We start from the raw sequence: 13,015 nt of genomic DNA on the forward strand, positions 1-13,015 counted from the left end.
GCTATAAAGCTTAACTACAAAGACGCGCTTCTATCGCAGAATACAAATCCGCTCGCGCAATATCAATTCCATACTCTATCGCACCGATCATCGCAGACAAATCTGAACGACCATGACCTTTTACCAAATTGCCACGCACACCCACTAAACAAGCACCATGCCTACGCTCAGTTTGGTAAAAAGTCTCAAACAAGGATGATACGCCGTCAACCCCTTTAAATTTACTCATCATGAAAGACAGCAGCCCCTCTGATGCTTTCAATACAGCATTACCAACCATGCCATCACATACAATGACATTTTTATCGCCATCAAACAGCTCAGTTCCTTCTGCATAACCAAAATAATCAGGCCATATTTTGCTTGCTAAAAGCCGATCCGTTTCTCGGATAACCGCACTACCTTTCGAGCTTTCGACGCCAACATTTAACAGGCCAACCCTTGGCTTTTCATCACTGAGCGCCTCAATATAAGCCGCACCTAACTCTGCAAAGCCAACCAACATTGATGGCGGACAATGGACATTAGCCCCTAAATCCACCAAACATCGCAACGGATTAGAATAAAGCTCCCTTATTAATGCAGGATACAGCTTCGGACGTAACACGCCCAGTATATGACGAGCTAATGCAACCATAGCACCTGTATTACCCAAGGTCACAACAACGTCCGACGACCGCTGAGCCAATGCACTTAAAGACTGATAAAGCGTACTATTTCGACGACGAAATAAAGACAAGACTATCTCTTCATCTCCATCAATAACGTCAGTGCAAGCAATCAGGGACAAACGTTCATGAGGCGCAGGAAGTTCAAGACCGGGATTAGGGAAATGATAGATGGTGATGACGACATCTGGATAGCGAGAAAGAATCTCTACTGCACCGTCAAATGCAATGCGGGGACCTAAGTCCCCGCCCATAGCGTCTAAAGCTACCCTGATCATGGGTATCTTAGTTACTCACCTTTAGGGGTGATAACTTGACGACCACGGTAAAAACCATCTGCAGAAATGTGGTGACGACGGTGAAGTTCACCAGTAGTCTTTTCTACAGAAAGAGTTGGACCTGTCAAAGCATCGTGTGAACGGCGCTGGCCGCGACGTGAACGAGTTACTTTACTTTTTTGTACTGCCATTTTTGGAGCTCCTAACTTTACTTAGCCTTTAATTGGGCCAATATACTAAATGGATTCGGTTTTTCGTCATCCGGTGCGTCATCGGTAGACGAGGCATACTTTACAGCTGTTGGGTTGCAACCACTTTCTTCGTGATAAGCGACAATTGGTAGGGCAAGTATAATTTCTTGCTCGACCATATCTGCCAAAATTACTTCACCATCGGTCATGACAACAGGATCATAACTATTCGGTAGATTCTTAGCATGATCTTCGTCATAAACGAATCCCAGCGACAAATCTAACGCTAGATCATGTGAAACAGCCCCCATACAACGCTGACAAACAACCTGTACTTGAGCTGTTAATGATCCAGTAGCAATATAGCGCCTATCCTCATCAACTCTAAAGTCTAGATGAATAAAAGCATTACCCTCATCAGAGGCTAATATAGCACAAAGCTCCTTAAATTCATTAAGGGGCACGTACCCTTCGAACGCTTGCTCATAGCTAGCGTATTTACGAGGGTCAAAATATTTAGGTAACGTATCATTCAACATGGCGGGGGATAATATTGCTAAGGGCCCTTTTTGTCAAAGTCTAACTGCTCTTAAAGCGCTTTTTTTCACTTTTTTAAGTCATTAGAGGTAAAAAAAAGTAAAATCATCTTTCATCCCAATAAAATGATTAAAAAACAATGCAAAAAAAACTCATACTCGGCTCGTCTTCTCCTTACCGAAAAGCGCTCTTAGAACGCTTAAGAATTCCTTTTGAATGCCATTCGCCCAACATTGACGAAAGCCCACTTCCCCTAGAATCCGCTGTCGATTTAGTCAAACGCCTTAGTGTTGCCAAAGCGCATGCCGTAAATAACGAACGCCAACAAAATAATCAAAGCTCAAACGAGCTGATTATAACTTCTGATCAGGTTGCAGTATTAAATGGCCAGATTTTAGGAAAGCCTCATACAGAACAAAATGCCATAAAGCAGCTTTCTTGCTTCAGTGGTAAAAGAGTAAGTTTTCTAACAGGACTTTGCGTTTTAAACCAACAAGATCAATCTTATAAGTACACATTAAATGAATACCACGTTCATTTTAGGGTACTAACGACACAAGAAATTACTCAATATGTTTCAATCGAGCAACCTCTTGATTGCGCAGGTAGTTTTAAATGTGAAGGGCTTGGAGTATGTCTTTTTGAAAAAATGGAAGGTGATGACCCTAATAGTTTAATTGGTTTACCACTTATATCTCTATCTCGATCACTTAGAGAGCTAGGAGTAAACCCTATAGGCTAAACTATTGTTAGTAGCCTTTAGGGAAAGAAAAATAGCTCGACTTTGGTGATTCAAGGCCATCAATCGCTTTTAAAGCGGTTTCATAACCAAACTCTACCAATTCTTTAGCCCGCCAGAACTCATAGAAACCAGAGATATCTTTAGGTATAGAGATAAGCAAATCTGGCGGATATCCAGCTAATTTATACTGAGTAAGAGATTCTTGCATAGTCTCAAACATCATATTGATAGTCTGTAATCGCCCCCAACTTTCTGGCGAATACTTAGCCTTTTCATCTGTTTCTTCTTTGTTTTTTCCAAAAAAACCTTTAGTACTCAACCACCAAGCAGGCCCTTCTGGATCACTCTCAGAAACATTGTTCACAACTCGTTCAGCAGGACCATTAAGATCAACCGCAACAATATAGTCCGCCCCAGCTGGCACAGAAGGGATGATAGGTAAAGGATTCAACACCCCGCCATCAACATACATTTGACCATTAAGCGTCACAGGCAACACCAGAGACGGTATGGCTGAGGATGCACGCATAGCACTTATCAAATCACCACGCTGAAACCAAAATTCTTTCTGATTCAATAAATCGACAGCTACAGAGGTGTAAGCTATCGGTAAGGACTCAATAGTTGGCTCCCCTATAATGCCTTGAATTTTCTCAAAAAAACGATCACCTTTTACATAACCACCGTTCAATATAGACATATCTAATAGACGAATAACATTCATTCGATCTAAAGATTCAGCCCATTCACGATACTCAGACAACTTACCCGCAGCATAAATACCACCGACTATCGCCCCAATAGAACAACCAGAAATACTGACAATTTCATATCCACGATCTTCAAATGCTTGAATCACACCTATATGTGCATTACCGCGTGCCGCTCCACTCCCTAAAACCAGAGCAACCGTCTTTTTCGTATTCACTACTACCGCCTAAGGACGAACATAAACAAAAGATATGCGATTAACACCAAGTGATTCGCGACCAAGATCTGCTAAGTTAATAAATCTAACCTTATCTTTAAGCTGATCCCCTAGACCTGCCGACGCCATTGAAATAAGCCGATCCCCCGACTCAATAGCACTTAGAGTTCCTATTTTTTGACTTGTAACAAAACCAACCACATTTTGGCCAGCCGGTAAATCACTGACGAAACGACGTATTCTAGGAATATCCTGCACATCCATCTGGGCTACAATTTCGAACTCTGTATCATTTGCTTCTGCCGATTTCACTTCATCTAAACGAACCATCACGTCACCAGCACCGCGACGATTAAGGTATAAGATCTGATAAGTATCTTGTTTATTTTTAACAACAAGCAAAAACTGACTTTGATCCGAACCATACAAAAGATAATCACCAAAGAAATTATTCGCCCAAGCATTGCTACTACCACAGCTTCGACTATCACACTCGAATAAGATACTGCGGCCGTCACTCAACATTTGTGATCGGTAGTGAGTATATACATCAGACAAAAGCGCATTGCGATTGATTTTGTATAACGAAGAAAAGTAATCACCTTTCAAACGAATAACCGTTTCAGGCTCCCATCCACTGCCAGCACGGCGAATTTTACTCAAAGGAATTTCTACAAACTGCTCAGTTTGAGAATTACTTTTAACTAACTGTGCATCACGATAAGGTTCAATCCCTAAAACCCCTGCAAAAGAAACACTACTAAAAGCAGCCAATAGGCACAACACGCCTCGAAACTTAACCATACAACCTTCCTTTCATCCCAACTAAGGATGGGCTAACGCATTAGTTTTGATCAATAAATCGCTGAATTTCAGTTGCTACTTCAAAGCAACTCTCTGGTTCAAGATGAAAATGGTGATTACCTTCAAGCCATTTCAACTTTATCCATGGAAATTGAGCCGCGCGCTTTTCAACTAACTGATGATCATTTTGATAAATCCCATCTTTAGCAACCAAAGCCAAAGTTGGGCATTTAATTTCCTGAATAAAGGCCTGAACGCTTTCTTCATCCATCCGAAATGGCGAAGGAAAGGTCAACTTTCCATCATGACGCCACGTCCAAATCCCATCAGCATTTTGCTTTGCACCACGTTCAACTAATACTTTTGACGCGAATTTGGACAACTGAGTGAAACCATCCATTCGAGCAAGTACCATATCTTCTTTCGTTTGATAGCTTGTATCCCTACCCAAGCGATATTTGGCCATTTTATTAACAGCTCGTTGTAACGTCACCACACGATCCGCTGGCGCCCCACTCAAGGGCCCCATATTATCAAGCACAATCAGTCCGCGAACCTTATCAGGAGCAATAGCAGCCACCAACATAGCAACAGCACCGCCCATACTATGACCAATTAACCAAACACTTTGCTTGGATTGGTTTAAAATAGACACCACATCCAAAACATAATCCCATAAATGATAAAAACTTCCCGCTGGTCGATGTAAAGACAAGCCATGTCCAGCAAGATCTAATGCAACATGAGAAAAATCGGAGAGATGAGGAGATAAGTTAGAAAAACTAGCTGCATTATCAAGCCACCCATGTAGCGACAACACTTTAAATGCCGAGGTATTTTTAGGCAGCCATTGCAGAGCAGCTATTTCAGTATGCGCAAGCTTATAAACGATTTCATTTCCCATATTTGCTTTTAACCAACCCACTAAATTCAATTAAATAATTTATGATGGTGAAATACACCAACAGAATTGACAGCATGCTCCGGCAAAAAACTCACCTTCTACAGAAGCTAACGTCGCCGTCGTCATCGAAAAGCTAACCGGCAAGGGCTCATCAACCAAAAAGTCCACAAACTGATGTGCAAAAGGCTGATGGGTAACCAATAAAATGGATTCATAGGGCAGATCATTTAGCCAAGTAGCCACATCCATACTTTGGCCTTCCGGGGTAATTAGAGGGCAGTTTTCAACCTCAACAGAAACATCAAGATCGGCCAAAAAGACTTTTGCAGTTTGCTGCGCCCTAACATAAGGACTGACAAAAACCACATCAAACATCTCACTCTTATTACGAAAAGCTCGAGCAGCTGTTTTTACTTCAGCCACTCCAAGCTCTGTCAGCTCACGAAGTTCATCTTGATCATAACCATACGGTTGAGCATTTCCATGGCGCAATATATATAGGCGCTTAAGCTTCTTCATCCGCATTTACCTGAGGCCATGGCTGAAATGGGAAAGGTTTTTCTTCTGACTCAAAAGACAAAAATGAGAAAATCTGACCGATGAAAGCTGTCACACTTTTTAACCAAGAAGACAAAGTGACTGGCTCATACTTGGAGCCTAATTTCACCAAGCTTACCAAAACAAGCAAAACACCAAATACAGTGACAGCAATATTCAAAACCACCCAATACAGCAGCATAAAAATCACACGAAACCAAAAACCTTGATCAGCATAACCTGGCTTAGACATTGTTATTCCCCTCATTTGTCGCAAATTCGACATCCCATTTTTGCTCGCCAGTCATCATTGAACCAATCAATGATTCCAGCTTAGCACCTTCAAACAATAATTTAGACAAACCTTCTGCAAGAGGCATATATAAGCCATGTTTATGGGCTTCATCTACCACCATTTTTAAGGTATTGACCCCTTCAGCAACCTCACCTATTCCACCAATGGCTTCATCTAAGTCTTGACCCGAACCAATAGCAAAGCCGACACGGTAATTTCGACTTAAAGGTGAAGTACAAGTTGCGATCAAATCTCCCATTCCCGCCAACCCAAGAAAGGTCATAGGATTAGCACCAAAATGCACCGCAAACCGGCTCATCTCTGCAAGACTTCGAGTCATAATCATCGACATAGTGTTTTCGCCAACATTTAGAGCTTTAGCAAGACCACACACAATCGCATAAATATTTTTTAACGCGCCAGCCAGCTCAACACCTGTACTGTCGGTATTTTCATACACTCGAAAAGTAGGTGATTTCAACAACTCAATCACTCGCTGGCGAACCTTATCATCAGCACTAGCAATTACCGACCCCGTCATTTGACCTGCAGCAATTTCTTTTGCTAAGTTTGGACCACTCAACACGCCAATTTTTTGAGTAATAGGGTTTCGACGCAAAACATCGCTCATAAGTTCAAATCGATTTGGATTAAAACCCTTAGTAGTGCTAATTAATATTTTATCCGCAGTTAATAAAGGCTCAATGCGCTGAACTACTTGTTCGAATGATTTAGAAGGAATTGACACAAAAACAGTATCACTATCTCGTATTGCCTGCTCTAAATTACTGGTCGCCAGTAGTTCTCGATGCAATGGCGCATTGGGTAAATAACGACTATTCAAACCTGTCAAATTAATCTCTTCAACCTGTTCTTCATTACGCATCCACTGACTAACTTGATGACCATTTTTAGCCATGATATTGGCCAAGGCTGTGCCAAAACTACCACCACCTAATACACACACAGAATGCTTCATAATGACTGTTTCTCTTTAAAAAATATCGTCTAACTATATAAAAACGAACAATACTAAGACGAACAACTAACTTCTAATGACCTACCCCACTCTGGCGCTCTTTGCGCGAGCACATCCGACTCTGGATGCTCATCAAATGGAGTAATGAGTACGTTCAATAAACGGCGGAAGGGTAAATAGTCACCTCGTTCTGCTGCAAGAATTGCATCATGAGCTAAATAATTTCTCAGCAGGAACTTCGGATTCACTGCCAGCATAGAAGCACTCACTTTAGGCCATGCTAGATCATTTTTCATTCGTGCAAGCTCATAGCGTTCAAGCCAATTAGACAGCCTTTCTCTATCAACCACTTCATCAAGCAAAAGCATAAAGCCTCCCTGTTCAAAATGGCTCAATAAACGGAAAAACACTGAGTAGTCCATTTTTTCTGCGGCCAATATTGTAAATAGCTCAGGTAATAACTCATGCATATCTTGTACAGAGTTTAAGCCCATTTTGCTCATCATTAATGAATCATAGTGAGTCTGTAGCTCTGGCTCATAGCACTGCAAGATAGCGATAAGCTGATCCCGTTCAAGGTGCTTTGAAAAGCATCGCATCAAACAATTGAGATTCCACAAACCGACCCCTGGTTGCCGCGAGAACGCATAACGACCTTCATGATCTGAATGATTGCAAACCCAATCTGGCTCATAATCCTCCATAAAACCATATGGACCATAATCGATCGTTTCACCGGTAAAAGAAAAGTTATCTGTGTTCATTACACCATGCTGAAAACCGATCGATTGCCATTTGGCAATCATTCTAGCTGTACGTTTGACAACTGCGATTAACATGCTTTCTAACGGCGACTCTGTCGCCAAGCAGTCAGGATAATAATGCGTAAGGCAATATTCAATCAGCTGATCCAATTCCGCTTGCTTACCTTGATAAAAAAAGTATTCGAAATGACCAAAGCGGATATGACCTTGCGCAACCCTAAGCAGCATAGCTCCTGCTTCTGGCGTTTCTCGGTAAACAGCCTCTCGACTATCATAAAGTGCCAAAGCGCGGGAAGAAGGCACTGACAGAGCTGTCATGGCCTCACTCGCCAAATATTCACGAATGCAAGAACGCAATACAGCACGACCATCACCACGACGAGAATAAGGCGTCGGCCCAGCGCCTTTCATATGCAAATCATATAAAAGACCATCCTGACCACGAACCTCACCCAGTAGCACACCGCGCCCATCACCTAATTGAGGTGAAAAACCACCAAACTGATGACCTGCGTAAACCATACTTAGGCTAGAAGGCAGAGTTTCTTCTCCACTTAAGATACGTTTGGTTTCGGTAGATTTAATATCAATAGACAGAAGAGTAGCGAGCGATTGGTTAAATTCAACCAATCGCTGCTCAAAAAGTGGCTGGACAAGGGTTTTCGAAGAAAACGCCTCACCCAAACTTGCAAAATGGTGTTCTAAAATCATCTTATCTCACTTAAAAACTAAGCGATATTTATAGAGATGTATCAACCATGTACTCACAGCGGATGCTCTCACCAACGACCCTTTCGATCTCAGGAATCATAAAAGCATCATCTTCACTGGCAAAACTCACAGATTTACCGGTTTCACCACCACGACCAGTTCGGCCGATACGATGTACATAATCTTCAGGATCTTCTGGTAACGAATAGTTTACGACTAACTCTACGTTATCCACGTGAATACCACGACCAGCAACATCTGTTGCCACAAGCACTTGGATGATGCCTTCTTTGAAGTTCGCCAGAGTTTTTACACGTTTATCTTGCGCAACTTCGCCTGATAATATAGCGCAATTAATATTGGCTTTGCGTAAGCGCTCATAAAGGTCGCGTGTTTCATCACGACGGTTAGCAAAAATAATAGTTCGTTGACCGCCATTTTTTTCGATTAATTGCTGTAAAACAGGCCATTTTTGATCCGCTTCAACAGTATAAATCACTTGATCAATATTTTGATTTGTCGCTTCTTTTGGAACAACAGATACTTCTTTAGGGAAGTAAGTCCACTGCTGTGCCAGCGCTTGAATATCTTTCGGGAAGGTCGCACTAAACAACATGGTTTGTCTTGCTTCTTTATGCGGCGTCATGCGAATAATACTTTTCACATCAGGGATAAAACCCATAGACAGCATGCGGTCAGCTTCATCTAACACCAAGCATTCCACTTTCCCCAATTGCACTTTGCGGCTACGAGCAAAATCCAACAAACGACCAGGCGTGGCAACCAAAATATCAACATTTTCAGTTTCTAGTGCGATCTTTTGTTTTTCATAACTCAAGCCACCCACTAAAGTTACGACGTTCAAATGACAATTCGTCGTCAGTTTTACAGCTTCATCAGCTATTTGTATCGCCAATTCACGAGTTGGTGCGATAATCAAACCACGCGCAAAATTATTCGCTCTTTTTTCTTCAAGAGGGTAATCAAGAAAGTCACTGATCATCGCAATGAGGAAAGCAGCTGTTTTACCAGTACCTGTTTGTGCTTGACCAATAATGTCATAACCCAACAAAGTCATTGGTAAGGTTTCAGCTTGGATTTCACTACAATATTCAAAACCCATTTCAGCAATAGACTTAATGACGCGATCAGGAAGATTTAAATCATGGAAGCGCATCTTGCCTTCAACTTCAGCAACCGGAAAATCTTCTATGGACCAAATTTTAGAGTTCGCATTCCCTGCAGGTTTTGTTTCATTGCTTGATTGCGGTGCATCCGCTTGGACGCTTGCAGGGCTATCATCGTTACTTCTTGGACCCTTATTTGGGCGACGTGTACGTTTTGGTTTTGCTGTGGTTTCTGATGGTGCTTCTTGAGTTTGGTTTTCCATATTGGAATCTATACGCTTCTATTGTGTTTTGAGGTTAATAATCTGTGCAAGGAGTGTACCTAATTGGTAAAGCTTTATCACCCCTTGCTTACGCTTTGTTGAAGCAAGCTACTGATACTTATACGGTGGTAAGCTATTAATTAATTGCTTACCATAACGTTTAGTTCTCAGACGCTTGTCTAAAATATGTATTTCACCTGAGTCTTTTTCGCTTCTTAATAGTCGCCCTGTTGCCTGCACTAAGCGCAAAGAAGCATCTGGTATGGTAATTTCCATAAAGGGGTTGCCACCACGTTTTTGAATCCATTCTGCTAGCGTTGCTTCGACTGGATCATCTGGCACAGCAAAAGGAATTTTAGCAATGTACACACAGGTCAAATAATCACCTGGTAAATCTACACCTTCGGCAAAGCTGGCTAAGCCAAGCAATAAACTGCCTTTCCCTTCATCAATGCGAGATTTATGCGAATCCAAAATAACGCGCTTAGATTGCTCACCTTGCATCAAAAGTATTTCTTGTAATCCTGCAGACACAGACTGAGCCACTTCCTCCATCTGACGACGGGAAGAAAACAACACTAAACTGCCCTTTTCTGTGTTCACATGCTTATCTAAATAAGCAACAATTTCGGCGGTATGTTGCTCAACTCTATTTGGCTCATGCTCCATATCTGGAACGACCAAAAGCCCATTTTCTTGGAAATTAAATGGGCTAATAACGCGCAAATACTCACTCTCACGAGGAACGCCTGATCGCATATTAAAACGATGAAATTGATTAAGCGCCGTTAACGTAGCTGATGTCACTACCGCACCGAAACATTTATCCCACAACTGCTGCTTTAATGTGTTTGCGGCAAGAATCGGAGAACCGCCCAGTTCAATATCTTGCTCCATCCCTTGACCAGATAAAACTAGCCAGCGTGCATTAGGCGGATAGTTTTGATCATCAACTGTAGAATACAAACGCCAAAGCCCAATACATTGCTCTAAGCGACCAAGAATGACACCTAAAATAGGCTGCCAAGTTTCTGCAGTTTCAGGTGTTACACCCATCCCTTCATTTTGTTTAGTCTTTTTACATTCGTCTTGGATGCTTTCAATGTTGTTAAACAACTTTTGATAAGATGTCTGTAAACTGTATGCCAGCTGGCGTAATTCATCTGGAATTTGGCCAAACTCGAAACGGTGCTGATTATTTTCTTGATCCAACCCCAAACCCTGAATATAAGGCGCTAACCCCTGCTGGGCATATTGGATAAAGTTCACAATACTTTGTATTTGCTGTGGGATTTTTAGTAGCAGCTGACCTGTTACACTGACATCGTCTGTTAACTCTTGCTTCAAGTTAACCAGATTTTTTTCTAATTGGCGTAACCAAGTAATACTTTGCTGCAAACGAACTTCATGTCGAAAGTGCCCTATCGCTTTATCAGGAAGATGATGACCCTCATCAAAAACATAGATAGTTTCTTTTGGCGGGGTAAGAATCGCGCCACCACCCAATGACAAATCGGCCAATACCAAATCATGGTTGGCAACAATCACATCAGCCACTTCGATTTCAGCACGCGCTTTAAAAAACGGGCAGGCGGAATAATTAGCACAATTACGGTTAGTGCATTGCTGATGATCTGTGGTTAAGCGACGCCAATCTTGATCACGAACAATACCAGCCCAATTGTCTTTATCACCATCCCAGTCGCCTTTTTGCAAAGCAGCATCCATCTCTTGATAAAGAACAGTATTAATATCATCGGAATGAAGGTGATGCTCGAAAAGTCCAGCGAACATATCGTCCATTGCTTGCTCTTCTGAGCTCAAGAAGCCCTCAAGATTATTCAAGCACAAATAGCGTCCTCGCCCTTTAGCAAGCGTGTACTTAAAAGTCAGCTCCGTATGTTCAAGCAAATCAGGCAATTCTTTATGCAAAATCTGCTCTTGAAGCGCTACCGTTGCAGTAGAGATAATTAATTTGAGACCACGAGCTTTCGCGATAGGAATAGCCGCAAGGCAATATGACAAAGTTTTACCCGTGCCTGTTCCTGCCTCAATTACGGCAACATGCTTTTCTTCAAGGCGCTCACCTTCCGAACCTTGTTTAATGTTACCCAAAGTTCGAGCGATCGCACCAATCATCTGGCGCTGTCCAGCCCTTGGTTTATGGGACTTCGCATCCAAAGATGCTCGGTATGCAAGTTGAATCTGTTTTTTTAGTTCGTCTGAAAGCATTTATATCATTGAGTATAGTTAGGAATGCTGTATATAATAACAGTAACTGTATAAACAACCAGATAACCTATGATTAAATTAACCAAAAGACAATCTGACGTACTAGAAACCATTCGCGAATTTATTAGTGAAACAGGTTTTCCACCAACCAGAGCAGAAATAGCACGCCGGCTTGGGTTTAAATCTCCTAACGCTGCTGAAGAGCACCTAAAAGCCTTGAGTAAAAAAGGTGCAATAGAGATGCTTTCTGGCGCGTCAAGGGGAATACGCTTAGTTGATCGTGCATCAAATGATGACCCCACAAACAACCTTGGCTTACCTGTCATAGGCAAAGTTGCTGCAGGTTACCCTATTTTAGCCCAAGAAAACATTGCTTCTCATGTAAACATCCCAGCAAATATGTTCTCCCCACAAGCCGATTATTTCTTATCTGTCTCAGGTACCAGCATGAAAGACATCGGAATAATGGAAGGCGACTTATTAGCAGTGCATAAAACAACTACTGTGCGTAACGGCCAAATTGTCGTTGCTCGCATTGGTGACGAAGTAACAGTTAAACGCTTCGAACAAAAAGGCAGTATTGTTCGACTTATTCCTGAGAACGAAGAGTTCAATGACATCATTGTCGACCTTGAAAGCGAAGAGTTCGCCATTGAAGGCTTATCAGTTGGTGTGATTCGCCAAGGACTTTAAGTAGCCGCTACCTCATCAACACCATACCAATAAAAAAGCGAAGCATATGCTTCGCTTTTTTATGTAAACCTACGCCTCACACCAACAACACAGACTTAATGCAGAATCTTAGGACGAAAATCTTCGTCATCAAGATATTCCGAGTCTTCGTCAAAAAACGAATCATCTGAATAAACAAAATCAATTCCTGCATGGAACATGCATTTTGCCAATTCAAAATAACGATCCTTTAAATAAGATCGAGTATCATCTGATATCTGCAATGTTGCTAGTGGAACGGTTTCCTCACCATCTTCACTGGCTGGACGCAGCACAATATCGCCATTATCCAGCTCAACAATTTCTAGGTAGGATTCTTTCAT

Annotated in this window: 15 protein-coding genes; 2 read left to right on the forward strand and 13 right to left on the reverse strand. The window is 41.9% G+C overall.

Annotation, left to right across the window (positions count from 1 at the left end):
• Positions 1-10: 10 nt before the first annotated feature.
• Genes BUA59_RS07660 through BUA59_RS07670 form a run of 3 tightly spaced genes read right to left on the reverse strand, consistent with a single transcriptional unit; the run spans position 11 to position 1,676 of the window.
• A complete protein-coding gene (locus BUA59_RS07660; RefSeq protein WP_072839127.1) occupies positions 11-946 on the reverse strand; it encodes a fatty acid synthesis protein in 936 nt (311 codons plus the stop codon).
• Positions 947-957: 11 nt separating this feature from the next.
• Entirely contained in the window at positions 958-1,137 is a 180-nt protein-coding gene (gene rpmF, locus BUA59_RS07665; protein ID WP_072839128.1) for a 50S ribosomal protein L32, read from the reverse strand.
• 17 nt (positions 1,138-1,154) lie between these two features.
• The gene (locus tag BUA59_RS07670) at positions 1,155-1,676 is read right to left on the reverse strand and encodes a YceD family protein (RefSeq protein WP_072839129.1); all 522 of its coding nucleotides are present in this window, start codon (positions 1,674-1,676) and stop codon (positions 1,155-1,157) included.
• 137 nt (positions 1,677-1,813) lie between these two features.
• On the opposite strand from BUA59_RS07670, the gene BUA59_RS07675 reads away from it, so the two are divergent.
• Positions 1,814-2,416, forward strand: a complete 603-nt coding sequence (locus BUA59_RS07675) for a Maf family protein (protein WP_072839130.1) — start codon at positions 1,814-1,816, stop codon at positions 2,414-2,416.
• Positions 2,417-2,423: 7 nt separating this feature from the next.
• On the opposite strand, the gene BUA59_RS07680 is transcribed toward BUA59_RS07675, so the two are convergent.
• From BUA59_RS07680 to dinG, 9 genes are all read right to left on the reverse strand, one after another.
• On the reverse strand, positions 2,424-3,344 hold the full coding sequence (locus BUA59_RS07680) for a patatin-like phospholipase family protein (RefSeq protein ID WP_072839131.1): 921 nt from the start codon (positions 3,342-3,344) through the stop codon (positions 2,424-2,426).
• 9 nt (positions 3,345-3,353) lie between these two features.
• Positions 3,354-4,148: a DUF4892 domain-containing protein gene (locus BUA59_RS07685; RefSeq protein WP_072839132.1), complete on the reverse strand. Its 795-nt coding sequence runs from the start codon at positions 4,146-4,148 to the stop codon at positions 3,354-3,356.
• Between the two features lie 40 nt (positions 4,149-4,188).
• Positions 4,189-5,052 carry an alpha/beta fold hydrolase gene (locus BUA59_RS07690; protein WP_072839266.1) on the reverse strand — a complete coding sequence of 288 codons (864 nt, stop codon included), beginning with the start codon at positions 5,050-5,052 and terminating at the stop codon, positions 4,189-4,191.
• Positions 5,053-5,091: 39 nt separating this feature from the next.
• Positions 5,092-5,571: a phosphohistidine phosphatase SixA gene (gene sixA / locus BUA59_RS07695; RefSeq protein WP_072839133.1), complete on the reverse strand. Its 480-nt coding sequence runs from the start codon at positions 5,569-5,571 to the stop codon at positions 5,092-5,094.
• Positions 5,558-5,842, reverse strand: a complete 285-nt coding sequence (locus tag BUA59_RS07700) for a DUF4389 domain-containing protein (RefSeq protein ID WP_072839134.1) — start codon at positions 5,840-5,842, stop codon at positions 5,558-5,560. The genes sixA and BUA59_RS07700 overlap by 14 nt, the downstream gene beginning before the upstream one ends.
• Positions 5,835-6,863, reverse strand: a complete 1,029-nt coding sequence (locus BUA59_RS07705; protein ID WP_072839135.1) for an NAD(P)H-dependent glycerol-3-phosphate dehydrogenase — start codon at positions 6,861-6,863, stop codon at positions 5,835-5,837. The genes BUA59_RS07700 and BUA59_RS07705 overlap by 8 nt, the downstream gene beginning before the upstream one ends.
• Positions 6,864-6,916: 53 nt before the next feature.
• Positions 6,917-8,338: a protein adenylyltransferase SelO gene (locus tag BUA59_RS07710; protein WP_072839136.1), complete on the reverse strand. Its 1,422-nt coding sequence runs from the start codon at positions 8,336-8,338 to the stop codon at positions 6,917-6,919.
• A gap of 28 nt (positions 8,339-8,366) precedes the next feature.
• Positions 8,367-9,728 carry a DEAD/DEAH box helicase gene (locus tag BUA59_RS07715; RefSeq protein WP_072839137.1) on the reverse strand — a complete coding sequence of 454 codons (1,362 nt, stop codon included), beginning with the start codon at positions 9,726-9,728 and terminating at the stop codon, positions 8,367-8,369.
• Positions 9,729-9,836: 108 nt separating this feature from the next.
• Entirely contained in the window at positions 9,837-11,960 is a 2,124-nt protein-coding gene (dinG, locus tag BUA59_RS07720; protein WP_072839138.1) for an ATP-dependent DNA helicase DinG, read from the reverse strand.
• A 69-nt stretch (positions 11,961-12,029) separates the two neighbouring features.
• On the opposite strand from dinG, the gene lexA reads away from it, so the two are divergent.
• Positions 12,030-12,653, forward strand: a complete 624-nt coding sequence (gene lexA, locus BUA59_RS07725; protein WP_072839139.1) for a transcriptional repressor LexA — start codon at positions 12,030-12,032, stop codon at positions 12,651-12,653.
• A 95-nt stretch (positions 12,654-12,748) separates the two neighbouring features.
• Here lexA and BUA59_RS07730 read toward each other — a convergent pair whose 3' ends face one another.
• Positions 12,749-13,015, reverse strand: coding sequence for a hypothetical protein (locus BUA59_RS07730; RefSeq protein ID WP_072839140.1), 267 nt, complete (start codon positions 13,013-13,015; stop codon positions 12,749-12,751).

The sequence above is a fragment of the Marinomonas polaris DSM 16579 genome, assembly GCF_900129155.1.
Taxonomy (GTDB): domain Bacteria; phylum Pseudomonadota; class Gammaproteobacteria; order Pseudomonadales; family Marinomonadaceae; genus Marinomonas; species Marinomonas polaris.

What these genes read in the sequence shown, in the direction of transcription:
- BUA59_RS07690 (WP_072839266.1), bottom strand. Translation starts at nt 5,052, where the DNA reads ATGGGAAATGAAATCGTTTATAAGCTTGCGCATACTGAAATAGCTGCT.
- sixA (WP_072839133.1), bottom strand. Translation starts at nt 5,571, where the DNA reads ATGAAGAAGCTTAAGCGCCTATATATATTGCGCCATGGAAATGCTCAA.
- dinG (WP_072839138.1), bottom strand. Translation starts at nt 11,960, where the DNA reads ATGCTTTCAGACGAACTAAAAAAACAGATTCAACTTGCATACCGAGCA.
- lexA (WP_072839139.1), top strand. Translation starts at nt 12,030, where the DNA reads ATGATTAAATTAACCAAAAGACAATCTGACGTACTAGAAACCATTCGC.
- rpmF (WP_072839128.1), bottom strand. Translation starts at nt 1,137, where the DNA reads ATGGCAGTACAAAAAAGTAAAGTAACTCGTTCACGTCGCGGCCAGCGC.
- BUA59_RS07675 (WP_072839130.1), top strand. Translation starts at nt 1,814, where the DNA reads ATGCAAAAAAAACTCATACTCGGCTCGTCTTCTCCTTACCGAAAAGCG.
- BUA59_RS07705 (WP_072839135.1), bottom strand. Translation starts at nt 6,863, where the DNA reads ATGAAGCATTCTGTGTGTGTATTAGGTGGTGGTAGTTTTGGCACAGCC.
- BUA59_RS07715 (WP_072839137.1), bottom strand. Translation starts at nt 9,728, where the DNA reads ATGGAAAACCAAACTCAAGAAGCACCATCAGAAACCACAGCAAAACCA.
- BUA59_RS07660 (WP_072839127.1), bottom strand. Translation starts at nt 946, where the DNA reads ATGATCAGGGTAGCTTTAGACGCTATGGGCGGGGACTTAGGTCCCCGC.
- BUA59_RS07700 (WP_072839134.1), bottom strand. Translation starts at nt 5,842, where the DNA reads ATGTCTAAGCCAGGTTATGCTGATCAAGGTTTTTGGTTTCGTGTGATT.
- BUA59_RS07710 (WP_072839136.1), bottom strand. Translation starts at nt 8,338, where the DNA reads ATGATTTTAGAACACCATTTTGCAAGTTTGGGTGAGGCGTTTTCTTCG.
- BUA59_RS07670 (WP_072839129.1), bottom strand. Translation starts at nt 1,676, where the DNA reads ATGTTGAATGATACGTTACCTAAATATTTTGACCCTCGTAAATACGCT.
- BUA59_RS07730 (WP_072839140.1), bottom strand. Translation starts at nt 13,015, where the DNA reads ATGAAAGAATCCTACCTAGAAATTGTTGAGCTGGATAATGGCGATATT.
- BUA59_RS07685 (WP_072839132.1), bottom strand. Translation starts at nt 4,148, where the DNA reads ATGGTTAAGTTTCGAGGCGTGTTGTGCCTATTGGCTGCTTTTAGTAGT.